General features: G+C 59.9%; 18 protein-coding genes and 1 pseudogene. 10 read left to right on the forward strand and 9 right to left on the reverse strand.

The features are described from left to right. Positions 1–6: 6 nt before the first annotated feature. From IVB12_RS03115 to IVB12_RS03135, 5 genes are all read left to right on the forward strand, one after another. Positions 7–1053 carry a class II aldolase/adducin family protein gene (locus tag IVB12_RS03115; RefSeq protein ID WP_247295547.1) on the forward strand — a complete coding sequence of 349 codons (1047 nt, stop codon included), beginning with the start codon at positions 7–9 and terminating at the stop codon, positions 1051–1053. A gap of 532 nt (positions 1054–1585) precedes the next feature. Further along, complete coding sequence (locus tag IVB12_RS03120; protein WP_247295549.1) at positions 1586–2041, forward strand: RbsD/FucU family protein; 456 nt, start codon at positions 1586–1588, stop codon at positions 2039–2041. 373 nt (positions 2042–2414) lie between these two features. Beyond that, positions 2415–4040: a sugar ABC transporter substrate-binding protein gene (locus tag IVB12_RS03125; RefSeq protein WP_247295612.1), complete on the forward strand. Its 1626-nt coding sequence runs from the start codon at positions 2415–2417 to the stop codon at positions 4038–4040. Positions 4041–4170: 130 nt separating this feature from the next. Beyond that, positions 4171–5280: a sugar ABC transporter permease gene (locus IVB12_RS03130; protein ID WP_247295551.1), complete on the forward strand. Its 1110-nt coding sequence runs from the start codon at positions 4171–4173 to the stop codon at positions 5278–5280. Between the two features lie 78 nt (positions 5281–5358). Then, entirely contained in the window at positions 5359–6219 is an 861-nt protein-coding gene (locus IVB12_RS03135) for a carbohydrate ABC transporter permease (RefSeq protein WP_247295614.1), read from the forward strand. An 828-nt stretch (positions 6220–7047) separates the two neighbouring features. Here IVB12_RS03135 and IVB12_RS03140 read toward each other — a convergent pair. The 4 genes from IVB12_RS03140 to IVB12_RS03155 form a co-directional block, all read right to left on the reverse strand. Beyond that, the gene (locus IVB12_RS03140) at positions 7048–9045 is read right to left on the reverse strand and encodes an ATP-binding protein (protein WP_247295553.1); all 1998 of its coding nucleotides are present in this window, start codon (positions 9043–9045) and stop codon (positions 7048–7050) included. Further along, a complete protein-coding gene (gene ligD, locus IVB12_RS03145; RefSeq protein WP_247295555.1) occupies positions 9046–9933 on the reverse strand; it encodes a non-homologous end-joining DNA ligase in 888 nt (295 codons plus the stop codon). Between the two features lie 110 nt (positions 9934–10043). Further along, entirely contained in the window at positions 10044–10220 is a 177-nt protein-coding gene (locus IVB12_RS03150) for a hypothetical protein (RefSeq protein WP_247295558.1), read from the reverse strand. A gap of 47 nt (positions 10221–10267) precedes the next feature. Continuing rightward, positions 10268–10501, reverse strand: coding sequence for a hypothetical protein (locus tag IVB12_RS03155; RefSeq protein ID WP_247295560.1), 234 nt, complete (start codon positions 10499–10501; stop codon positions 10268–10270). 306 nt (positions 10502–10807) lie between these two features. On the opposite strand from IVB12_RS03155, the gene IVB12_RS03160 reads away from it, so the two are divergent. From IVB12_RS03160 to IVB12_RS03180, 5 genes are all read left to right on the forward strand, one after another. After that, complete coding sequence (locus IVB12_RS03160; RefSeq protein ID WP_247295562.1) at positions 10808–11134, forward strand: hypothetical protein; 327 nt, start codon at positions 10808–10810, stop codon at positions 11132–11134. A 305-nt stretch (positions 11135–11439) separates the two neighbouring features. Then, a complete protein-coding gene (locus tag IVB12_RS03165) occupies positions 11440–13275 on the forward strand; it encodes a class I SAM-dependent DNA methyltransferase (RefSeq protein ID WP_247295565.1) in 1836 nt (611 codons plus the stop codon). Next, positions 13272–14558 (forward strand): restriction endonuclease subunit S, encoded by a 1287-nt coding sequence (locus IVB12_RS03170; protein ID WP_247295568.1) that lies wholly within the window; start codon positions 13272–13274, stop codon positions 14556–14558. Before IVB12_RS03165 ends, IVB12_RS03170 begins: the two co-directional genes overlap by 4 nt. Further along, positions 14555–17668, forward strand: coding sequence for a type I restriction endonuclease (locus IVB12_RS03175; RefSeq protein ID WP_247295570.1), 3114 nt, complete (start codon positions 14555–14557; stop codon positions 17666–17668). Before IVB12_RS03170 ends, IVB12_RS03175 begins: the two co-directional genes overlap by 4 nt. A 308-nt stretch (positions 17669–17976) precedes the next feature. Then, positions 17977–18543: a hypothetical protein gene (locus IVB12_RS03180; RefSeq protein WP_247295572.1), complete on the forward strand. Its 567-nt coding sequence runs from the start codon at positions 17977–17979 to the stop codon at positions 18541–18543. Between the two features lie 412 nt (positions 18544–18955). Here the strand turns inward: IVB12_RS03180 and IVB12_RS03185 are convergent. The 5 genes and pseudogenes from IVB12_RS03185 to IVB12_RS03205 form a co-directional block, all read right to left on the reverse strand. Next, positions 18956–19919: pseudogene (locus IVB12_RS03185) on the reverse strand (mandelate racemase/muconate lactonizing enzyme family protein); the annotation flags it as partial. Between the two features lie 44 nt (positions 19920–19963). Next, on the reverse strand, positions 19964–21001 hold the full coding sequence (locus IVB12_RS03190) for a tagatose 1,6-diphosphate aldolase (RefSeq protein WP_247295575.1): 1038 nt from the start codon (positions 20999–21001) through the stop codon (positions 19964–19966). Further along, complete coding sequence (locus IVB12_RS03195) at positions 20998–21957, reverse strand: sugar kinase (RefSeq protein ID WP_247295577.1); 960 nt, start codon at positions 21955–21957, stop codon at positions 20998–21000. Before IVB12_RS03195 ends, IVB12_RS03190 begins: the two co-directional genes overlap by 4 nt. Continuing rightward, positions 21954–23027 carry a sn-glycerol-3-phosphate ABC transporter ATP-binding protein UgpC gene (gene ugpC / locus IVB12_RS03200; RefSeq protein WP_247295579.1) on the reverse strand — a complete coding sequence of 358 codons (1074 nt, stop codon included), beginning with the start codon at positions 23025–23027 and terminating at the stop codon, positions 21954–21956. Before ugpC ends, IVB12_RS03195 begins: the two co-directional genes overlap by 4 nt. A gap of 6 nt (positions 23028–23033) precedes the next feature. Continuing rightward, positions 23034–24038: a zinc-binding dehydrogenase gene (locus tag IVB12_RS03205; protein WP_247295580.1), complete on the reverse strand. Its 1005-nt coding sequence runs from the start codon at positions 24036–24038 to the stop codon at positions 23034–23036. Positions 24039–24043 lie beyond the last annotated feature (5 nt).

Genomic DNA, 24043 nt, shown 5'->3' on the forward strand with positions numbered 1-24043 from the left:
CACGCGATGCAACAGCAACCTGCCCTGCTCCACGAACTCCGCCAGATGTCGACGCGTGTCGGCCGCAACATCCTTCTCGTGCAGGGAGCCGGCGGCAACTCTTCGATCAAGCAGGATGATCTGCTCTGGGTGAAGGCGTCAGGCGCATGGCTTGCGGATGCCGAGCAAAAGGACATCTTCGTGCCGGTATCGCTGAGCGCCGCGCGACGAGCGCTCGCGCAAGGTGACGAACGTGTCCCCCTCGCGCCTGGCGCGGGCACAGCCTTGCGCGCCTCGATCGAAACCTCTCTGCACGCGCTGATGCCGCACACGGTCGTGCTGCATGTGCATTCGGTCAACACCATTGCATGGGCGGTGCGGATCGATGCGCGGGAGGAATTTGCGAAACGACTGGAGGGACTGGCCTGGCGCTGGCTGGACTATCACCATCCAGGACTGCCGCTGGCTAAGGTCGTGAACGACGCGCTGGCGCAGGACAAGGTGGATGTGCTGGTCCTCGGCAATCACGGGCTGGTGGTCGGTGCCGAGACCAGCGCTGCGGCAGAGGCGCTGGTGGACGAGGTCGAGAGGCGCCTTGCGCTTGCGCCACGCTCCGCAATTCCCCCGGATCAAGGGGCGCTTCTCTCTATCTGTGCTGGCACGGCGTATCGCCTGCCAAAGGACCCGCAGTGCCATAGCATCGCTATCGACCCATACAGCCGCTCGGTTGCAATCAGCGGTTCGCTCTATCCGGATCATGTGGTCTTCCTCGGTCCAGGCTTACCCGTGCTCGAGGGAGGCGAGAATCTTCGCGCCCTGACATCGCGAGTGCAGCTGAACGGGCTGCCGCACCCGGTCGCGCTGCTTATTCCGGGCCTTGGTTGCGTCGTTCGCAAGGATGCAAGCGACGGCGCCGAAGCGATGCTAAGCTGTCTCGCGCTGGTGACCTGCCGTTTGCCTCTCACTGCGCAGGTCCGCTACCTAACTCAGAGCAACGAGGCCGCATTGGTGAATTGGGATGCCGAGCGGTATCGTCAGCAACTGACCGCAAATCGCGGAACCGACTTGAACTAACAATCCTGACTTCCGGTTACGAACCCTGCGCAGCCTCGGCGGGGTCGCCCTATTGCCCATTACATCTATTGGCAAACGACAACACTATTCTCGGCGTCCGAGGTGAGCGGCAATAGGCGTGTAGCGACGAATAGCGCAAACGCAGCCCTCCTCGTCGCCGTCGGAAACGTCGGCTTGTAGTCGTCCGCCGACCCGAGGCTGCCCGCGTACATCTCAGAAGGTCTGCTCATCTTGGCCGTGATGAGATTGTCTTTGACCTCCCCGTGCACACGTCGTTCACCTCTAACCGAGTGAGAATATTAAACTCTCGCTCCAATCCACATGAGGAAGTTTAAGCTGGGTCCAGGAGACGGCCAAATCCAACATAACGCGACAACGACCGCTCCACGCCGCATCGTGCACGGGGTCTTGAAAAAATACGCCAGACTCGGTGATCACCGAGCGGGCTCCGAACGGTCGATATGGACGACGGCGCGGAGACGTCGGATATTGGGCCGACAGAAAGACCTGAACATTTCCAGGGAGGCGCGCCGTGCTGAAGTCGATCGACCATGTTCTGAATGCTGACGTGCTTTATGCGCTGCGGTCCATGGGGCACGGCGACGACCTCGTGCTCTGCGATACGAATTTCCCGGCCGACTCAGTCGCCCGCCAGACCGCCCTCGGAAAGCTGCTCCGCATTGACAACGTCAGCGCGGGCCGCGCCGCGCGCGCGATCCTGTCGGTGCTACCGCTCGATTCCTTTGTCGACAAGCCGGCATTGCGCATGGAGATCCTGGGGCAGCCGAACGAAATCCCGGCCGTGCAGGCCGAGGTACAGAAGGAGATCGACGCCGCCGAAGGCCGCTCGCTTCCGCTGGCGTCGATCGAGCGGTTTGCCTTCTACGAGCTTGCGAAAAAGTCCTACTGCGTGGTCCAGACCGGCGAACGGCGCTTCTATGGCTGCTTCATCTTCAAGAAGGGCGTGATCCCGCCTGATGCGCGTTAAGTCGCGCCAAGGCATTCGCTGCAGCACGGGCTGCGCTACGCATTCGGCGCAAACAAATATGACGGCGACGCGCCATCCCTCGCCGAAGCCAGCTCACGCATGATGGGCTACTGCAGCGCGAGATCGACAGCACCGTTTGCATTGCATGCGGTCGACCGCGTCCGCTTTGCGCGGATTCGTTGACATTGATCGGTGCCGTTGCATACTCGCCGCGGCTTTCTCGCACCCCCGCCGCGACATGAAGTTCCGCGAGCGTCACTTCTCCATGGTGCTTAGGCGGCCCAATCTGACTGACCAAGACTTTGACATGAGCAGCGTCAAAAAACGGGAGGATTTCGTGGTGAAGCAGCAAGAGCATGATCAGCATCCCGCAATGCACCCGAGCCGGCGCACGATGCTCAAGAGCGCGGCCGGAGCCGCCGCACTTGGCACGAGCGGCGCATTTGGCACCTTCTCCGAGCTTGCATTCGGACAAGCCAATCTGCGCGCCGAGATCACGAAAATTCCAGGCGTTGGCAAAGGTGCTCCGACCGACGCCGACTGGCAAAAGGTCGGTGAGCTTTGCCTTGGCCCGACCAAGGCCAGCATCAAGGAGGGCGAGTTCAAAGGTGTCGAGCTCTCCTTCATGGGACTAAACAATCAGAATCTGCATAACCTGTTGTTTCGCGGCTTCCTGAAGCCGTGGGAGGCCTATACGGGCGCAAAGATCTCCTGGATCGATCTGGCGCAGGCCGACTACAACCCACGTCTGCAACAGGCGATCGCGACCAGCACGGTCGACTTCGACATCCTCGAGATGGGCGCCCCGTTCGAGGGTGATGTCTGCGGCAAGGGACTCGCCTCGGAGATGCCGGACTGGGTCAAGAAGCAAATCGACATCGACGATTACGTCGACTACCTGAAGCCGCCGGTCGGAACCTGGAACGGCAAGACTTATCGCATCACCATCGACGGCGACTGTCACAACTTCAACTACCGCACCGACATATTCTCCGACGCCACGCTTGCAAAGGCCTGGAAGGACGCCGGCAACACGAGTGAATGGGGCGTGCCGAAAACCTGGCAGCAGGTACAGTCGGTGACGAAATTCCTCAAGGGCAAGAAGTTCAAAGGCCAGAACGTGTTCGGCTACCTCGACGCTCCAAAGCCCTGGGGCGGCTTCGGCTTCTATTTCCTGGCGAGTCGCGCCTCGGCCTATGCCAAGCATCCAGACGACAAGGCCTGGCTGTTCGACATCGACACGATGAAGCCGCGCATCAACAATCCGGCCTGGGTCCGCGCCATCCAAGACGTGATTGACGCGCTGCCGTTCGAACCTGCCGATCAGCTCAATGCGGATCCGAACACCACCGGCTTCCAGCAATTTCTGGCCGGCATCGGCTCGATGATCCCCTGGTGGGGCGACATCGGCCAGGTGGCGAAGGCGAGCGACACCTCGGTAATCGGCGACGTCGTCGCCTTCGACATCCTGCCGGGCTCGGACGATGTCTACAACTCCAAGACCGGAAAGTGGGATAAGCTTGCGAACGGCCCGAACCATGCGCCGAACTGCGCCTATCTCGGTTGGGGCATCTACGTCATGGCCCGCGTCAATGGCGACGAGAAGAAGCACAAGGCGGCGTGGAGCGCGGCTGCGCATCTCGGAGGCAAGGATCTGTCGCTCTGGATGGTGATGTATCCCTCCGGCTTCCAGGCGCATCGGACCAGCCACTTCCAGTTCGACGAGTGGGTCGCGGCGGGCTACGACAGGAAATACATCACCTCCTACCTGAACTCACAGCTCGGCTCCTACAACCATCCGAACCGCGCGGTCGAGCCGCGCATTCCCGGCATCTTCCAGTATTACAGCATCGCGGAGGACGAGCTGACCAAGATCTTCTCCGGCAAGGTCGACGCGCAAACCGGCGCCGACAACATCGCCGCCGCCTGGGAGAAGCTCACCGACCAGATCGGCCGCGAGCGGCAGATCGGGCTCTACAAGGCCTCCTTGGGCGCGTAGTTGCGTGATGACCACCGTCGTTCCGGGGCGGTCCGAAAGGACAAAAACCGGAATGACGGAGTGAGAGGGGCCGCATCGTCGCGGACAGCTGCTCTTTAGGTAACCGCAGGCGCGGCAGAGTTCGATACCGATGCAGATTCTCGTTGACACCCCACCCCGGAAAGTGGTGCAGAAGCGCACAGCCAACCGGCGGAAAACGGTTGGTCGCGCGCTGATTGGGCTCGCCTCGCTTATCTTCCTGCTAGAGGTCGTCATGCAGATCCTGCACGCGACCGGGACGATCGCGACCGGATTTGCCAACTGGCGCCCGATCCTCGTCGGCTACCTACTCTGGGCGGCTGCGTTCGGCGCGGGACAGGTTTTGATCCGAGGCGAGCGCGGCCAGCGTGCGCTGTTCCTGCTCCCTGCAGTCTTCTTCACCGTGGCGGTCGTGATCTTTCCGACGGTCTTCGGGCTCTACATCGCCGCCCTGGATTGGAATCTCTCCTCCATCGAGGGCCCGCGCTTCAGCGGGTTCGACAATCTCAGGAGCATGTTGAGCGACACCTATTACTGGAATGCGCTTGGCAACATGGTCTTCTACACGGCCGCGGTGCTCGGCGAATACGCGATTGCCTTTGCGCTCGCGCTGCTGCTGAGCGCCGAGATTCGCGCGCGAAAATTCTTTCGCGTCGTGTTCTTGCTGCCGATGATGCTGAGTCCCGTCGCAGTGAGTTGGATGATCGGTAAGTCGCTCCTAGAATATCGGTTCGGCCCAGCGGCGACCCTGGCGCGCTATCTCGGCTGGGACAATCCGGCCTTCTTTGCGTCGCCCTGGATGGCACGCTTCACGATCCAGGCAATGGACGCCTGGGTCTCGATTCCCTTCATCATGATCATCCTGCTCGCGGGCCTTCAGGCCATGCCCAAGGAAGTGCAGGAGGCCGCTAAAGTTGATGGTGCGAACGGCTGGCAGTCGTTCTGGCACGTAACCTTTCCAATCATGCTGCCGGTCAGCGTCACCGTCCTCATCATTCGCATCATTTTCAAGCTGAAGCTCGCTGACATCGTCATCAACGTCACCGCCGGCGGGCCGGGCGGCGCGACCGACACGGTGTCGAGCTTCATCTACCGCGTCTACCGCGACCGCTCGAATGTCGGATACGGCACGGCGCTCGCCATGGTCTACCTCGCGTTGATCATCGTGCTGCTGACGCTGATGCTGCGACTGTCCAAACGCTGGACGCAGAGAGTCGAATAGCGAAAGGAGTTACGCTTGGCTGTAGTGACCGCATCTGACTCCGCCCGCAGACGTCTCGTCGCCCCGCGTGCGCGGCGCATCTTCGGCCGCGCGGCCGCCTACGCCGCGCTGCTGCTCTGGACATTCATCTGCCTGTTCCCGATCTACTGGACCGTCACGACTTCGTTCAAATCGGCGGTCGACGTGACGCAGGCCCATCTGATCCCCTGGCTGGACTTCCAGCCGGACTGGAAGGGATGGCGCTCGCTCGGGTTGTCGCCGGACACGCTCTTCGGGACCTCGACGGCGCGCTCGGAATTCGTCAACCGCTTCGTCAATAGCATCATCACTTCGGTCGGGGCATCGACGCTAGCGCTGATCCTCGGATCGCTGGCGGCGTACGGCCTCAGCCGCTTCCGCTACAAGTTCGCATGGATGCGCAATGAAGACATCCTGTTCTTCTTCATGTCGCAGTTGATACTGCCGCCGGTCGTGCTCGCGCTGCCGTTTCTCGTGCTCTACAAAGCTCTGGCGCTGCTCGACACGAGCTTCGGCCTGATCCTGCTCTATACGCTGACGGTGCTGCCGATCGTCATCTGGATCATGCGCGACCAGTTCAATTCGATCCCAATCGAGCTCGATGAGGCTGCCTTCGTCGACGGCCTGTCGACCTGGGGCGCGTTTCTGCGCATCATCCTGCCGCTAGCCGTTCCTGGTATGGCGGCGGCCTTCATTCTCTCATTGGTGTTGTGCTGGAACGAATATTTCTTCGCAGCGCTGCTCACCAGCACCGACGCCAAGACTCTGCCTGTGATGGTCGCGAGCCAGACCGGCTCGCAGGGCATCAACTGGTGGTCGATGGCGGCATTGTCGACGGCTGCAATTGCGCCCCTTGTCCTGATCGGCATCTTCCTCGAGCGCTACATCGTCAGCGGGTTGACGACCGGCGCGGGCAAGTAGGCGATGAGCGACCTGGTTACACCGGCACAGGCATGTCTTCCTTGAGCAAGCGCGAAGTCTTCAGATCAGCCCACAGTGCGGCGGCGGGCACGTTGGTGGTGGTCTTTCTCGGCCTTTCATTGAGCTGCCTTGCGAAGGTCGGCTTTCTATCGCGCGACTGGCTTGGTCAATCTCGAAGTACTTCCGAACTTCTGCAAAGGATGGATTGCTGATACTTGCCCTCGATAGATTTTTCTTGATCTCTCGGTGCACATGTCGTGCACACGCCACCTTCTAACCATCTGAACTCTCGCTCCAATCCATCATTCGGCTAATTTGAGCTAGCGTCGGGAAGCACCGTCGTAGGAAGTCAGTGCAGGCAAGTTGATCGGGAATGAGAACGTGGCGACTAGGTTCAAATCACGGAGGCGCAACCACCGATACCGACATTCGGTTCAAGTCCCGATCTGACCGTGCATGGTCCCTGCGTCCCGAACGCAGGGAGCATCTTCTAAGTTATTGATCTTTCTTGCGCTGGCAATTGTTCACGTCCCTTTTTGTTCACGGTCGTTTCACCCAATTCATTCTCCTCAGCGAGAACAGCCCCTCCCACAGGCGTTGGATCTTCGAGCGGCTGACAAGTCTAGCGGACTTCGGGCAAGGTCGACCGGGCGGCTATTTGCAGGGGCGGCACACGCCGCGGCGACAGAGTGGTCGGCTATCCAGTAGCGAGTTGCTGAGAGCTGTCGGGGGTTCGAGTCGGTGGAGCGCTACCTCCATTCCCCCCGACCATCATTGTCCGACTTCTTGATCTCCGTCGCATGACCCCCGCTTTCGCAGCGTGCAAGCTCAGCTCACACTACCGCGGGGGATCATGGCAAAACTGGCCAGTCCATCTATTAGCTTCTCGACTTCGCGGGGGACATCATCGCGTGTCATTGCGTCGATTATGGACGTTGCTGTTATATTGATCCCATACTCCTCTTGCAGTCGCTTGTTCAAAGCGGCGAGGGCATCTTTCCCGGGCACAACTAAGAGCCGAGAGGATGGGGCGTCCCACAATTTCTCGAACTCGTTTAAGACCTCCTCATTGAAGGTGGCGTCGTCGATACTGGAAGCCATGTTCCTTTCAAATTTGCGTCTGAATGCAAGATACTGCGCCTGAACGTAGCTCTTCATCTGTTTGCAGTACTGTTCCAAACACTCAGAGGCGAACGCGGAAAAGCTTGGAGGCTTCGCCCCCGAACGTCTCGCTTGGTCTACGATTTTTCTCTCCGCGGATCGGTCAATGGCAGCCGGCACAAGCAAGAAATTTTCAATTTCCTTGCAATGGTGAATGGTTACTAATTCGCAGAAAGTTTGGCACTGCCGTTCGAGCCATGATCTTTCTTTGTCGCTGCGAAAATCTTTGTCCAAGATAGCCGCCGCAAATATCTCCCCGCCCAGCGTCGTTTCCATGCCGGCTTTGAGGTTTCGAGCACGCTCCGGATTGAACCCATCGATAGGGACCACCGCGAAATCTGACCGGTTACCGACCCTGACATTTCCGAGCTTGTGCGAAAATCTTGCTAAAAGCTGAAAGTCCTGACCTTCCACAAATACCACGCGGCGAGTTTTCGCGAGCTGCGTCAGGACTGGATTAAGGTTGGAGCCAAGGATGGAAAACACCCCCTCCACCTGAGTGGGGTGCTTGATCCGCCTCGCGCTTGATCGTCTCTTGTTGATCAAGACAATATCATCAGTTTCCGCCTCGGTGATGATCTCAGTAGAGTGTGTAGCGATCAGGATGTCGGGCCCCATATCGCGCAAGAGGCCAATAAGCTGTCTTTGGAGCTCGGAATGGAGGTAGATGTCCGGTTCATCGATCAGAAATATTGCATTGTTGTTGCCCTGAATGACGTGTGTGAGCATTTGGCACCAGACTTGGAAGCCAAAGCCTGCCCAAAATATTTCGCGCGGAATGCGCTCTTCAGGACAGAACATGTGCAACCGAGGCTTTCCGTGCGTCATGTCGACGGTCGGCCTTTCGATATCCATGCCCGGCCACGTTCGCACGAGCGCGTTCCTAAACTCGTCGAACTTTTCCGGAAAATGGTACCAAATGTTGCGAAAATTGCGGGCAGCACGGTAGTTGAAAAGAGCTAGTCGGGCAGCTTCCTTTTCAAATAGGTGCTCATTGTGCTCTAGGGGTCCGAGGATCGGCACGAACCCGACAATGCAGTTGAACTCCGATTTGAAACTAGATGGCGTGTGATTAGTTTTGCCATTTGCATCTGCTATCAAATAGCAAGTACCTTGCTCCGGGAAATACAGTAGCAGCTCGTTTCCGTTCGATAACTTAAACCTCACGGTTGCAGGTTCTGATTGATCGTAGTTGAAGAACAGGTTCTCTTCCGCAACTGATATCGCACTTAGGTCTACGCGATAGCCGTTACTTGGACCACCCGGGCCTCGAATAATCTCCGCCTTCTTGCTTCCCGCGCGTCTCATGGCGGCCGCTAAAATGCGAAACCCGGCCAGTATGGTCGATTTTCCGGCGTTGTTTGGGCCGACAAGAATGTTGAAGTGACGGAGCGTTAAACTAAATTTCTTGAACGCTTTGAACCTAGTGAACTCGACGCGAGTAAACCGCGTACCTTCCATCTGCCCCACAAGAGCCCCCGGCGCTGCCGTTCTTCCGATGTAGCGAATATGCAACCTCAACTCTAGCACAAGCAAATGGATCGCGATTAGCGAGTCATTTCCAGTTATCAACCGGAACGTGGGGCTAAAGCACATTTGCGAGCTTTGGTCGTTGTAAGGAGCGCTGAGCAGACCTTCCACTGACCAACCGGAAAGATAATGCACTCACCGACGCTCTGATTTCCTCGACAGGCCCTTGAACGAACTGGCGCGCAATAGTCCCTCCGATGTGAGGTCGCGGTACTCGACCTCAGCATAAAACTGCGGCTCTACCCATGTCGTTTTCGGCTTCTTGATGGGCTTGGTCAGCTTGGTTTTCGGACTGACGACGGTCTCAAGCTGTTTCCTTATTTGACTGGACACGGTGCGAGACCAGCCAGTGCCGACCTTGCCCATGTAGCGCAGCTCCTTGCCTTCCTGCTTGCCGAGATAGAGCGCGGCGACGCCAGTAGGGTCTTTGATGAACCCGACGACCGGAAATTTTTCTCGCTGGACGGCTTTGACTTTCAGCCATGCCTCGGTCCTTTCCGAGCGGTACGGCGCATCGGCTCGTTTCGAGATGATCCCTTCATAGTTGAGTTGGCTTGCATGCTGAAAGAGTTGCTGCCCATCGCCTTCTAAATGCTCGCTGTACATTACGGGAGGTCTCAAGTCGTGCTTGTCAAACAGCTCCCTGAGCAGCCGCTTCCGCTCCTCCTGCGGCTTTAATCGGAGATCACCATCCAACCAGAGCAGGTCGAACGCATAGAAGAGCAGACGGTCTTGATCGCCTCTCGCAAGGTCGGCTTGCAACTCGGAAAAGTTGGTTCGTCCCTCGTGGACCACGACGACCTCACCGTCGATGATTGCTTGGCCGGGGATATCGAAGGCCCCGGCAATGACGGAAAACCGCTTGATCCAATTCAGACCGTTGCGGGTGAACGCTTTGCGGTTGTCGCCATCAATATGGAATTGGGTGCGGTAGCCATCGTATTTGATCTCGTGCAGCCAACCTGCGCCGGATGGGGCCTTGCCCTTCAATGTCGCGAGCTGAGGCTTGATGAAGCCCGGCATCGCCGAACGTGCTCTGGTACGCTTCGCCACTGTACGCAACCCACAAAAAACCCGCGCTGGGGTCAACGGCGAGGACTGTAGTCAACAGTTTCCCGTGAGTCATTACATGCTCAGGGTATGTCGTCCCTGCGGCTGCCGCCGATGCTGTAGGGCTTGTTCAGGAAGAACTCGCGATTGCCCATGGCGGCCTCGGCATACTGGTCGATGGCGACCTGAATGGCTTCGATGTTCGCCCGGCACCAGCCCTCCCCTGTGGACAGACGGCGCGTCTGTTCGAGCGATTTCAAGCACTCGGGCGGGTTCTCCATATCGGTAAAATACTTTGGTCGCTCGCCTACCACTTCCGGCCTCCTAGAACGCGCGTCTTCTTCTCCCGCGGCACGGTGCTCTTCATCTCGTCGCGCTGGGCCACGAGTTGATCCACCTTGGCCTGCATACGGGCAAGAAGGGCTTCGGCTGAAGCGGTCCCTATCGACGCTCGTTGAAGCTGGAGGATTTCCTTGCGCTGGCGACCTATCTGCGAGCGCATGCGCTCGATCTCCGAACGGATAAATTCGAGTGTGGGCATCTTCGCACCTTGGGATTACTCGAATAGAACAAAGCACGAACGAAGAGTCAAGCGGCTTGATGCAGGTTCGGTTTTTTCGCAATTTACGCGAGACCATTGTCCGACCAAGCGGCGAGAGATCACCCGCAAAAGCGTTACATCGTGAGGAGGAGCCATAAGGGCTGCGCTCCCGTGGGGACGAATTGAAGTTCCTAGTTGCAGGAACAAAGGTTTTGCGCTGTTTGCGGCTAAAGCAATTCCATAGGTCCAATCAAACCCATGTCTTCGGAGTTTAAGCCCACCCTGTCGGAGCAGGAGCGGGCCGCAATGCGGGCGCTTTATTTGGCTTTGAAGGAGTTTACAGCGTTACGCTCCACGATGCCTCTGCAATACGTCATGACGTTCCTGCTGGTCGCAACGGAGGAAGGCAAAGGCGTCGTGGAATACGCTCGGATGAACGACGTTGCGCCGACTGTTATGACACGCCACCTCCTCGACATTGGCGACCTAAACAGAGCACGCGAGGAAGGTTTTGGTCTTGTAACGCAAGAGCGAGACCGGAATGACCTGCGCCGTCACCACGCCCGCATCACACCGAAGGGCAAGGCGATAGCCCATAGGATCATGCAAGCACTCAAGACCGCGCCGAAGTAGACGGTCAGTACCGCCTCCAAGGAAGCGTCCGCGCTTTACACGCCCCGATCTCCCCAGAGCACCTAAACACATCGCGATAAGTTCAGCGCACCGCCCATACTAGAAATTAGGCCATTGCGCGATGGCCGCTTTTCCAGCGGTATCCATCGTCGCTGCATGCGGGTGCCAAGCATAACCCTAAGATTGTACAAAGGAATATCTTGAACCGGTGGGTCGAGTCGCGCATGCTATCGTGACCTGATCCTACAGCGATCCACATTTTGCAGCCTACTTCGGGGCCGGCTGCTGAGTACCGGGGCAAATTCGTGAACCACCAAAATCTGTCGTCATTCATCTGGTCGGTGGCTGATCTACTGCGAGGTGACTACAAGCAGTCCGACTACGGCAAAGTCATACTACCGTTCACGGTCTTGCGGCGACTGGACTGTGTCCTTGAACCAACCAAAGCGAAGGTACTTGCCGAGTTCGAGGCGAAGAAGAAGGCGGGCCTGAACCCTGACCCGTTCCTCCTGCGGGCATCGGGCCAGAGCTTTTACAACACGTCCAGCCTCGATCTGCGGAAGCTGATAGGTGATCAGGACCACATCAGCCAGAACCTCTACGCCTACGTTCAGGCGTTCTCTCCCGCCGTGCGCGACATCTTCGAGCGGTTCAGCTTCTCGACCCAGATCGATAAGCTCGCGAAGAGCGGCTTGCTGTATCTCGTCACCGAGAAGTTCGTCGGTATTGATCTCCACCCTGAGGCCGTTGACAACCACGAGATGGGACTGGCCTTCGAGGAGCTGATCCGCAAGTTCGCCGAACTGTCGAACGAGACGGCCGGTGAGCACTTCACACCGCGCGAAGTCATTCGGCTGATGGTCAATCTGCTATTCGTCGAGGACGACGAGGTGCTGACGAAGCCGGGCGTAGTCCGCACGATCTATGATCCCACGGCAGGCACCGGAGGCATGCTGTCGGTGGCCGACGAGCACCTTGCCGCGCTGAACCCACAGGCTCGGCTGACCATGTTTGGTCAGGAGCTGAACGACGAGAGCTACGCGATCTGCAAGGCGGACATGCTGATCAAGGGTCAGGATGTTGCCAACATCGTCGCGGGGAATACGCTGTCGGAGGACGGCCACCCCAGCGCCAAGTTCGACTACATGCTCTCCAATCCCCCGTTCGGAGTGGAGTGGAAGAAGGTCGAGAAGGAGGTTCGCAAGGAGCACGAGAGCCAAGGGTTCAACGGGCGTTTCGGTCCCGGACTGCCACGAGTCTCAGATGGCTCGCTCCTCTTTCTTCTGCACCTCCTCTCAAAGATGCGTCCTGCGAAGGACGGCGGGAGCCGCTTTGGCATCGTACTGAACGGCTCGCCGCTCTTCACGGGCGGCGCGGGATCAGGCGAGAGTGAAATCCGGCGCTACCTGCTGGAAAACGATCTGGTCGAAGCGATCATCGGCTTGCCGACAGACATGTTCTACAACACGGGCATCTCAACCTATGTCTGGATCGTCTCAAACCGCAAGCCAGCTCAGCGCAAGGGCCAGCTACAGCTCATCGACGCCTCCGCGCTCTGGCAGAGGACGCGCAAGAGCCTCGGCTCCAAACGCAAGGAAATGACTGAGGCACAAATTGCTGACGTGACGAACCTGTTCGGCTCCTTCGCCGAGGCGCAGCTCGCTACGGTGATCAACCGTGAGGGCAAGGAGGTACGGCAAGAGATCGTGCTTGCGGGTTCACCACCGCCGTCAGCACTCGAAGGTGGCAAGGTGAAGCTCGCGCCGTTGTCCCGTATCTTTCCGAACGAAATCTTCGGCTATCGCACCATTACCGTGGAGCGGCCGCTGCGCAATCAGGCTGGAGAGGTCGAGCTGGGCACCAAGGGGAAGCAGAAGGGCAAGCCACAGGCTGATACTTCTTTGCGCGATAATGAAAATGTGCCGCTGTCTGAGGATGTCGAGACGTATTTTACCCGCGAGGTGTTGCCTCATGCGCCCGATGCGTGGATCGATGAGGAGAAAACTAAGACGGGGTATGAAATCCCGTTCAACCGGTACTTCTATGTGTTCGAGCCGCCGCGTCCGCTCACTGAGATCGATGCCGATCTGGCACGGGTCACCGCGCGCATCAAGGCCATGATCGAAGGGCTGGCGGCATGAGCTTCTCGCAATACGAGAGTTACAAACAGAGTGGAGCCAATTGGCTGGGGCCCATACCCCGCAATTGGTCGGCTGCACGTGTCAAAACGCTTTTCGAAATCCGAAAGAGGATCGCTGGTGAGCTTGGACACGAGGTCTTATCTGTAACGCAGCGGGGACTGAAAGTTCGAGATACGGAGAGTAACGACGGCCAACTATCGATGGATTATTCAAAATACCAGCTCGTTGAGCCGGACGACTTTGTCATGAACCACATGGACCTCCTCACGGGATACGTCGATCTGTCGACGCTCCATGGTGTGACGAGCCCAGACTACCGAGTTTTCACTGCGCGGAAGAAATCACTGTCTCTAAAGTTCTTCCTATACTTGTTTCAGAACGGGTATCGGAGAAGGATCTTCTATGCATTTGGCCAAGGAGCATCCGGGCTCGGGCGATGGCGAATGCCGACTGACAGCTTCAACGACTTCATCCTTCCCGTTCCACCCCTCTCCGAGCAAGTTGCCATCGCAGCCTTCCTCGACCGTGAGACCGCCAAGATCGATGCACTGGTGGCAGAGCAAGAGCGGCTGATCGAGCTACTGAAAGAGAAGCGGCTGGCCGTCACCTCTCACGCGGTGACGAAGGGCCTCGACCCGACCGCCCCGATGAAGGACACCGGCGTCGAGTGGCTCGGTGACGTGCCAGAGCACTGGAGTGTTGCACCGCTGCGTTGGTATTCACGCTGCTCAAGTGGAGATGGTCTGTCATCCGAAGCCGTTGATGCCGAACCCGCTGAGAGCCGTTGCATACGTGTTTTTGGAGGCAATGGCCTCATGGGCTACACTACAACAGGCAATGTTGAGAAGCAGGTTCTGTCGGTGGGACGTGTGGGGGCTCTTTGCGGAAATGTTCACATAGCCGATCCGCCGATTTGGATTACAGATAATGCCCTCATCTTGGATGTGGACACAGCGACCTTTGATAACGGATATCTTGCACGAGTTCTCAAGGCGAGAAATTTGAACGAACTGGCGTCCAAGACGGCTCAACCATTGATCACGGGGACCCTGCTGGGCGATCAGCGTGTCCCATGCCCACCGATCAAGGAGCAGTCCCAGATTAGGAACTTTCTAGATCGGGAGCTTAGTAGGATTGATGATCTAACCACAGAGGTCGCTCGATCTATCGCTCTGATGCAGGAGCGTCGTGCAGCCCTGATCTCTGCCGCCGTGACCGGCAAGATTGACCTGCGCGGGCTAGTCGAGGCCGATGCGACACTTCCTGATGTGGTTGCCGCATGAGCCTGCACAAGGAGATCAGCTTCGAGGAGGAGATTTGCGGCTACCTTGCCGCGCACGGCTGGCTCTACACGGAAGGTGACGCAGCCCTCTACGACCGTGCTCGCGCTATCTTCCCGGCTGATCTTCTCGCGTGGGTGCAAACGACGCAGCCAACAGCGTGGCAGACACTCTCGAAAAACCATGGCGCGAGTGCCGAAAGCATCCTGTGGGATCGCATTCGTAAACAGCTTGATGATCGCGGCACTCTTGATGTGCTGCGCCATGGCGTCGAGCTGATCGGGCTGCGTCAACCCATTGCTCTGGCCCAGTTCAAGCCCGCGTTGGCAATGAACGCCGACATACTCGCTCGCTACGCGGCGAACAGGTTGCGCGTCGTGCGGCAGGTCCGCTACTCGTCGACGAACGAGAACTGTCTGGATCTCGTGCTGTTCCTCAACGGGCTTCCGGTGGCTACCACCGAACTAAAGACCGACTTCACCCAGAGCGTCGACGATGCCATCGACCAATATAGGTTCGACCGCGATCCCCGACCCAAGGGACGGGTCGTCGAGCCATTGCTGAGCTTTCCTAGCGGGGCCTTGGTGCATTTCGCCGTGAGCAACAGTGAAGTCCACATGACGACACAGCTTGCTGGGTCTGCGACGGCCTTTCTACCCTTCAACAAGGGTGATCACGGCGGCAAGGGAAACCCGCCGAACGCGGCGGGTCATCGCACGAGCCACCTCTGGGAAGAGGTCTGGCAGCGCGATAGTTGGCTGGAGATCATCGGCCGTTACCTCGTCACCCGGCGCGACGACAAGAAGAAGATCAGCAGCATTGTGTTCCCACGCTACCACCAGCTCGACGCGACCCGGAAGCTGCAAGCCAAAGTTCTTGAGGAAGGCGCGGGCGGAAAATTCCTTATCCAGCACTCGGCAGGATCAGGAAAGACCAACTCTATTGCGTGGTCGGCACACTTCCTCGCCGACTTGCACGATGCCACCAACGAGAAGCTCTTCTCGACCGTCATTGTGATCTCAGACCGCAACGTGATCGATGCTCAGCTTCAAGATGCGTTGTTCGACTTCCAACGCACCACCGGGGTCGTTGCCACTATTAAGTCCGAGGGGGCGAGCAAGAGCGGACAGCTCGCCGAGGCGCTGGCGGCAGGCAAGAAAATTATCGTCTGTACGATCCAGACTTTCCCCTTCGCGTTGGAGGAGGTCCGCAGGCTTGCGGCCACGGAAGGCAAGCGGTTCGCTGTGATTGCAGATGAAGCCCATTCGTCGCAGACCGGCGGAGCCGCCGCCATGCTCAAGCAGGTGCTGTCGCCCGAAGAACTGGGCGATCTGGGAGACGGCGGAGAGGTCAGCACTGAGGACATGCTGGCGGCGCAGATGGCCGCTCGCGCCAACGACAAGGGCATCACCTACGTCGCCTTCACCGCCACCCCGAAGGCCAAGACGTTGCAACTGTTCGGGCGTCCGCCGAAACCCGAACAGCCGGTTGGCGACAATAATCTGCCCGCCCCGTTCCATGTCTACTCGATGAGGCAAGCTATCGAAGAAGGCTTCATCCTCGACGTGCTGAGAAACTACACGCCATACCGGCTGGCCTTCCGTCTCGCTAACGACGGCAAGGAGTGGGATGACAAGGTAGTCGAGCGTGATGCGGCCCTAAAGGGGATAATGCGCTGGGTTCGCCTACATCCCTATAATATTAGCCAGAAGGTGCAGATCGTCGTCGAGCACTTTCGTGAGACCGTTGCTCCGCTGCTAGAGGGCAGCGCCAAGGCCATGGTAGTGCTGGGAAGCCGCCTTGAGGCGGTGCGCTGGCAGCTCGCCATCGAGAAGTACATCAAGGCTTGTGGCTACAAGATCGGAACGCTGGTCGCCTTCTCGGGCGAAGTGAATGACAGCGAGTCTGGCGCTGATCCCTTCACCGAGACCAGCAAGTCCCTTAACCCCGGCCTCAACGGGCGCGACATTCGCGACGCCTTCAAGGGCGACGAGTTTCAAATCCTCCTCGTCGCGAATAAGTTCCAGACCGGGTTCGACCAGCCCCTGCTCTGCGGCATGTATGTAGACCGGCGTCTGGCGGGCATCCAAGCGGTGCAGACGCTGTCGCGGCTCAACCGCGCCTACCCCGGCAAGGACACGACGTACGTGCTGGATTTCGTCAACAGCTCGGAAGAGGTGCTGGAGGCGTTCAAGACGTACTACGAAACAGCCGAGCTAGGAGGCGTCACCGACCCCAACCTCGTTTACGATCTCCGGGCCAAGCTCGATGCGTCAGGACACTACGACGACTTCGAGGTGGATCGCGTCGCCGCCGTTGAGATGAACCCCAAAGCCAAGCAGGGTGATCTGGTTGCCGCCCTTGAGCCCGTGGTGGATCGGCTCTTGAAGAGGTTCAAGCAGGCGCAGGAGAAGCTGCAGGCAGCACAAGCGAAGAAGGACACCAAGGCCACCGAGGAGGCGAATGGCGAGATCAACGCACTCATCCTGTTCAGGGGAGACATGAGCGCATTTCAACGCCTATACAGCTTCCTGTCGCAAATCTTCGACTACGGCAACACCGCCATCGAGAAGCGGTTCATGTTCTATCGTCGCTTGATCCCCCTGCTGGAGTTTGGTCGCGAACGTGAAGGGATCGATCTCTCTAAGGTGAAGCTCACTCATCACAGCATAAAAGATCAGGGCAAGCGTCAACTCGCTTTAGCGGGAGGCGAGGCACCCAAGCTGACGCCGCTCTCGGAGGTTGGCTCCGGGTCGCTGCACGAGAAGGAGAAGGCGCGACTGGAAGAGATCATCGCCAAGGTTAACGACTTGTTCGAGGGCGACCTGACCGACGGTGATCGACTCGCCTACCCCAATGTCATCAAGGGGAAGCTGCTAGAGTCCGAGGAGCTAGTGCTCCAAGCCAACAACAACACCAAAGCACAATTCGCCAACTCGCCAACGCTCTCAAAAGAGATCCTGAACGCGGTGATGGATGCATTGGCAGCGCACACCAGCATGAGCAAACAAGCCATCGACTCCGAGAGGGTGCGTGAGGGGTTGAAGGATGTGCTCTTAGGTCCCGCCCAGCTCTATGAAGCGCTGCGGGAAAAGGCTGCCGAGCAGACATGACACGCCGGAAAGCTCTGATGCCCTTGTCAGGCAGTGTGACGGGTCTGATGCGAGCCAACACGCTAGAGGGTTCCTCTCCAAGAACCTGAGCCACTTCAGCAACAGTCCAGCCTCGCTCGCGTGCTTGCTCGCTCCACCGATGTGTCAGCAGCTCAAAAGTGGTCTGCGCCATAAGTTTCCAAGCAGTTGCAGGCATGTCTCGGGGGAGAGACTGACTTTTTAGAAAACGTGCAAAACCTCCAAAAAACATATTGCAAACCTCCGGCGTTTGCGCATAGTTACGATGTATTTCAAACGGAGGTCATAACATGACGACATCAGGCAAGGCGGCGGTAGTCTTCACGTATAAAAGCATCGAACATATCTGCGCCGTCGGGGGAACCCAGTCTTGGCGCATGCATCAAAGCCATTTTGGAACATTTCAGTACGTTGTGTGCGCGCGGAACCGCCGCCACGAGGGCGTCGAAGGTCCAGAGGAACACGGCTCTGCGTTTCTCATCGGCAAGGTGCGAGATATCGTGCCCTCCACCGAACACGACGACCCGGCCAAGCCCCGCTTTCTCATTCGCATGACTGAGGCAGCCATCATCCGCGACAAGCCGGACTTTTGGCAATGGGGCCGCTGGCCGACCCACTATGACACCCTCGACGCGCTCGGCATCGACCCTTCGGATTACGACTTCAAACCGTTGCCGGAACTTCTGGAGGAAGTACGGAGAACATCCGAAGGTTTGGATACGCCTGCGGTTCCTTCCCTGCCCCGTCTTACTTCGAGCCGCCGAAGCTGGAAGGAAGCCATCGAATACGCGAAAACGTCGCTGGCCATCGAACTGGGGGTCGATGTCGAGGCCATCGAGATTGCCGTCAGGATGTGACCGGGTGCGAATGGCGCTCTTGGCCCTCACACGCGGTCGAACAAACCCGACCGCAGGCGTTCTCCGCACGCCCGCAGGGATCGAGCTAAGCGGGGAGCGGACGACTAGTTCATCGCCGGATGAATAGCGGGACGGCTCTACCTCGACAATGGCTCGAACAGATGTTTGGATTGCGCTGCGCGCAGCGTTGCTTCCTGCAGGCGACGCCTACGCTGCCGCTCCTCATGAAGCCCCTCGCGGCGTTCGCCTACATCGATCAACCGATTGATGTGGGCCTTGCCCGTGATCGTCCTCTGCTTGAGCAGCGCGCTTGCGAGCGTCAGCACCGCCCCGCGATGGTCTCCCAAAATCGCTTTCGTCTCTACCTGTGCCCAACTAACGAAGGCATCAACGGAAGCCGATGATTTACAGATCCGACGCCGGCAAGGAGATGCGCGGACGCAAGCAAGCCAATGCCTCCGCCGAGATAGTGCGGGCAAAACGTCCTGCCCGCCTTCAGGATGTCCCGTGCCAGCCCGGCACAGGCGCTGAGGCCGCCCCATTTCGCGATGTCGGGTTGAACTACGCCGAGCACGTGTTCGGCTAGAACCTCCTCGAAAGCTTCGACGCTTGCGATGTTTTCGCCAGCTGGCAATCGGCATCGTCGCCAGGCCGTGCAGCCTGCGCCATTCCTCGCGCGGCCGATTGGCGCGGATCGGCTCCTCCAGCCAGCGCAGATCGAACGCGGCAAGCTGTGGCAAGATCTCCATGGCCTGCGCGACCGACCAGCCCTGATTGGCATCGATGGCGAGCATGCCGGCGCCGACGATGCCACGCAGCGCGGCCAGATTGGCGAGATCGATCTCGATTCCGAACCCGACCTTCAGCTTCAACGCGCGATGGCCGCGTTTGAGCGCGGTTTCTGCCGTCTGCGCGGCGCCCCCGGGATTGATGCCGCTGGCATAGACCTTGATCGTGCGCGAGTGTCCGCCGAGCAACTTCCACAGCGGCAGCCGCTGACGGCGTGCCGAGAGGTCCCACAATGCGATGTCGACGCCCGCGATCGCCTGCGCGAACGGGCCGGGTTCGCCGCATTGGAGCGCCAGCACCTCGGTATCTCTGGTCAGGGTCTCGAAGGCCTGGACAGGACCGTAGAATTTACGCCCGACGAGACCGGGCGCAAGCACCTCATTGATGAGCCGAGCGCGATGTTCCGCGCCCGGTGCCGGAAAATTGGACCAGGCCTCGCCCCATCACTCGACGCCGTCTTCGTCGACGGCGCGAACGAAGACTGCGGGACGATTGAGCATCTTGCCGAGCGACGTCACCACCGGCATCGCCAGCGGATAACGATAGCAAAACGCCTCAATCGAGCGGATGGTGAAGCCGTTAGTCATGCTGCGGATCCTGCGATCGGGATGAACCACGCAGAGCCACTGTCTCAGTAGGCTCGCGCGAAGTCACCTTCCTGCTTGATATCAGCGAACACCGGAAAACGCGCCTTCCACGGCGCGGCCTTGGCCGTGGTCAGCTTGTTGAGCCGCTCCAGCACCCCGAGGCCATCCTTGCGCAGGCAGGCCGACACGGCTGCACGGTCCGGAAAATTCTTCAGGACAGCATCGAGCCAGATCGTGCGGCCCGCCAGGAAGCCGCTGGCGCCTGCGGCATAGGAGTAGTCGAGCACGCGCTCGAACTTCTCGGGTGCGGCGCCGCCCGACAGCAGCACCCAGGGGATGCCGCGTTCGCCGCAGATATCGCCGATCGCATCGAACTGCCTTTGCGCGGTTTTGGCTTCCGGGCTGCCGTCACGGGCCGGCAGACTGTTGGCTGCAAGCGGGCTCTCCAGCTTGAGCAGATCGACGCAATATTCCGGCTTCGCAAACTCGCGTACGCTCTCGATAACGAGGCTGGGCAGCTTGCCGGGCGACTCCACGTAATCGGCGGTGTGATTGGCGCTGCCGAGGAACGGATAGACCAGCAGCTCGAGCACGTAGGGTATATCGTGACGGGCGCAATCCTCGCCGATCTCGCGCACGAACTTCTTCTGATGCGCGTTCACCGCGGCCTCGGCGTCCGGCCGGTACCAGGCCAGCACCTTGACGGCGTCGCCGCCCATGGTGCGGATCTTCTCCACGCTCCAGTTGGTGATCGCACGCGACTTGCGGCCGCCCGCGGTCTCCTCGACGCGGTGCTCTTCCAGCGTCATGATCAGGCCGCAGCGCGGCGGCAGCAGATCGATCGCGGCAGGCACCGCGAAGTTCGGGTCGAACAGCATCGAGCTGCAATGGGGCGCGAGATTCTCGACCAGGAGCCGCTTGGCCGCCGTGACGTCGGAATACTCGACCTGCTCCCGCGTGATGCCTTTGGCTTTCGCGATGGCATCGAACAGCGGCGGCCGCTGGTCCAGTGCGACCATGCGAAAGTGACCGTCCGCGTCAGCAAGCCGGGCCAGGCCGCGGTTCTTTCCAATCGTTCTCATGGCTTCGTCCTCATGAATGCAAGACACTCGTTGATAGCGGGGATTCCGTTGCGGCCGCCGCCGTGGCGGCATTTCATGGCAGCGGTCGCTGCGGAAAACGCCATGGCGGCGCGCACCTCCAGGCCGGCGCCGATCGCCAGCGCATAGGCGCCGTGGAAGACGTCGCCCGCGCCGGTGGTGTCGACGACGTCGACGGCATAGGCGGCCTGCCGGTGCAGCCGGCCGTTCTCGTACCAGCTGACGCCGCCCTCGCCGCGCGTGACCGCGATGACGCGGCAGCCGAAGCGCGAAAGCCCGGCCAGGGATGGATCTTCGGCCGAGCCGGCAAATGATGTGAGCGCAGGCTCGGAGAAGATCGCGTGATCGGTCAGGGGCAGCAGCCGCTCGAACATCTCGGCATCGGCCACGTCGCCGTCGAGCACCGTCGGAACGCCGCGCGACCGTGCTTCGCCGAACAGCGTCGCGGCACCCTCGACCCAGCGCGGATCGGCCAGCACGGACGATGCGCGCGCGACCGCTTCGAGCGGAAGCCAGTCCGCGGCTTCGGGATAAAGGCCACGAAAGTTCACGATCTGCCGCTCGCCAGAACCGTCGACGATGATTCCGGAAACCGACGAGCGGCCGTCGGGAAACAGCCGGAAATTCTCGACATCGACGCCTTCGGCGGCGAAGGCCGAGCGCATCTCGTGGCCCGCGGCATCATTCCCTGCCCGCCCCCAGAACGCGACGGACGCGCCGAGGCGTGCCACCGCAACGCTCGCATTGGCGGCCATGCCACCGCCGAGCGTGCCGTATTCGACGGCCTTGATCTTTTCGCTTCCGCCTGCGAACGGCCGATCGACGCGCCAGACCTGATCGAGCGCCGATAGCCCGAGGCAGATCACGTGCACCTGCTTGGCTTTGGACGCGACGTCCGCCAGCGCCGAGAGATCGCCGATGTTGACCGACGCGCTCACCGCAAGACCCGTCCGTTGCCGGCACCGAACAAATGCGTCTTGCCCGGTTGCGGACGCAGCGTGAGGCGGTCGCCGACCTTCGGCCGCAGCGCCGGATCGACCCGCGCGATCGAGGACGCGCCGGCGAGATCGAAATGAATCAGCGTCTCCGAGCCGAGCGGCTCGACCAGCTTTACGTGGATGGAGATGCCATCGGCAGCATCCGCGGCCAAGGCGAAATGTTCGGGGCGAATGCCGAGCACGGCGTTGCCGGCCTTGCTCAGGCGGCTCGCGGTCTCACCATCAAGCGGCACCACCGCTCCGCCTTGCGAAAGAACTGCCCGCTCCTGACGCCATTCGACCGGGAAAAAATTCATGGCGGGCGAGCCGATGAAGCCGGCGACGAACTGGTTGGCCGGCCGCTCGTAGACCGTCTCCGGCGTGTCGTATTGCTGGATCGTGCCGCTCTGGAGCACCACGATCCGGTCGGCCATGGTCATGGCCTCGATCTGGTCATGGGTCACGAAGACCATTGTGGTCTTCAGCTCCTGCGACAGCGCCTTGATCTCGGCCCGCACCTGCCCGCGCAGCTTGGCGTCGAGGTTGGACAGCGGCTCGTCGAACAGGAAGGCCTTGGGATTGCGCACGATGGCGCGGCCCATGGCGACGCGCTGGCGCTGCCCGCCGGAAAGCTCCTTCGGCTTGCGGTCCAGATAAGGCTCGATGTGCAGCAGCGCGGCGGCGCGCTTAACCCGCGCGTCGATCTCCGCCTTCGGCGTGCCCCGCAACTCCAGCGCAAACGACATGTTGTCGTAGACGCGCATGTGCGGATAGAGAGCGTAATCCTGGAACACCATCGCGATATCACGCTGCGCGGCCTGCACGCCGTTGACGCGCTTGTCGCCGATATAGAGGTCTCCCCCCGAGATCGGCTCGAGGCCCGCGATGATGCGCAGCAAGGTCGACTTGCCGCAGCCGGACGGGCCGACGAACACGACGAACTCATGGTCCGCGATCTCCAGATTGAGATCGGGGATCACGGTGAAATTGCCGTAGCGTTTGGTGAGATTGCGGATCGAGATCGAGGCCATGATCGCTCAGTCCAGCGCCAGCACAGGCTTGATCAGCTCGCCCTTGGCGAAGCGGGCGAAATTTTCAGGGAGAGCCTGTAGGCCAAACTCGCCGTCGACGAGGACGCGGTACTCATCCTTGTACCGGCGCAGCAGTTCGACATTCGGCTCGAAATCCGAGACCGGGAAATAGAAGGTCCGGATCATGTAGAAGTCCTTGCGGCGGAACACCTTGCCTTCCTCGATGGTCCAGGGCGCGGCGTTCTCGCCGACCAGCACCAAGGCGCCGCGGGGCAGCACCAGCTCAATACCGAGGTTGCGCGCCGCATGGGCGCCGGAGCACTCCATGATCAGGGCGAAGCGCTTCGAAGCGTCGCCAACTGGATGCGCCTTCGCGCCAAAGGACTGCGCGATCCTCAAACGCACGGCGTTGGGATCGGCGACATGGATGTCGTCATAGCCGAGCGCGCGGAGCGCCAGCACGACGCCGAGACCGACGGGCCCTGCTCCCATCACGAGCACCGGGCCGCCTTCGCGTGGCGGCACGACACGACTGACGAAGCGCACGGCGTGGCCTGATGTGCCGATGGTGTCGAGCAGCAGTGGCGCGAGGCTATCCTCGATATCGTCGGGGACCAGCAGCAGGCAGTTTTCCGGCACCGGCACATATTCGGCATAGCCGCCCGGCCTGTTCCAGCCGATCAGGCTGGAGACTTCCAGGCACATCTGGGTATCGCCGCGCTTGCAGGCCGCGCAGTGATCGCAATGCAAGGGAATGTAGACGGCGCAGCGGCGGCCGTGCAGGCGATGGCCGGGCTGCTCGACGACGCCAAAGATCTCGTGGCCGGCGGTGAACTCGGCGCCCTTGTGCCAGAGCTTGAAATCCGAGCCGCACAATGCGGTGCGCGAGACACGGACCAGGACCTCGCCGGCGCCGACGTCCGGCATCGCCACGCACTCGATGGTGATACGGTCGTTGCCGTGGAAGACCGCGGCCTGCATGATCGAATTGGGACGGGGTAGTACATTCATCAGAG

This window comes from Bradyrhizobium sp. 179 (assembly GCF_023073535.1).
Taxonomy (GTDB): Bacteria; Pseudomonadota; Alphaproteobacteria; order Rhizobiales; family Xanthobacteraceae; genus Bradyrhizobium.

Coding starts and splice junctions, on each gene's coding strand:
- IVB12_RS03160 (WP_247295562.1), top strand. CDS start 10,808: ATGCGGGCGCTTTATTTGGCTTTGAAGGAGTTTACAGCGTTACGCTCC.
- IVB12_RS03190 (WP_247295575.1), bottom strand. CDS start 21,001: ATGAGAACGATTGGAAAGAACCGCGGCCTGGCCCGGCTTGCTGACGCG.
- IVB12_RS03180 (WP_247295572.1), top strand. CDS start 17,977: ATGACGACATCAGGCAAGGCGGCGGTAGTCTTCACGTATAAAAGCATC.
- IVB12_RS03130 (WP_247295551.1), top strand. CDS start 4,171: ATGCAGATTCTCGTTGACACCCCACCCCGGAAAGTGGTGCAGAAGCGC.
- IVB12_RS03175 (WP_247295570.1), top strand. CDS start 14,555: ATGAGCCTGCACAAGGAGATCAGCTTCGAGGAGGAGATTTGCGGCTAC.
- ugpC (WP_247295579.1), bottom strand. CDS start 23,027: ATGGCCTCGATCTCGATCCGCAATCTCACCAAACGCTACGGCAATTTC.
- IVB12_RS03115 (WP_247295547.1), top strand. CDS start 7: ATGCAACAGCAACCTGCCCTGCTCCACGAACTCCGCCAGATGTCGACG.
- IVB12_RS03155 (WP_247295560.1), bottom strand. CDS start 10,501: ATGCCCACACTCGAATTTATCCGTTCGGAGATCGAGCGCATGCGCTCG.
- ligD (WP_247295555.1), bottom strand. CDS start 9,933: ATGCCGGGCTTCATCAAGCCTCAGCTCGCGACATTGAAGGGCAAGGCC.
- IVB12_RS03125 (WP_247295612.1), top strand. CDS start 2,415: ATGCACCCGAGCCGGCGCACGATGCTCAAGAGCGCGGCCGGAGCCGCC.
- IVB12_RS03170 (WP_247295568.1), top strand. CDS start 13,272: ATGAGCTTCTCGCAATACGAGAGTTACAAACAGAGTGGAGCCAATTGG.
- IVB12_RS03205 (WP_247295580.1), bottom strand. CDS start 24,038: ATGAATGTACTACCCCGTCCCAATTCGATCATGCAGGCCGCGGTCTTC.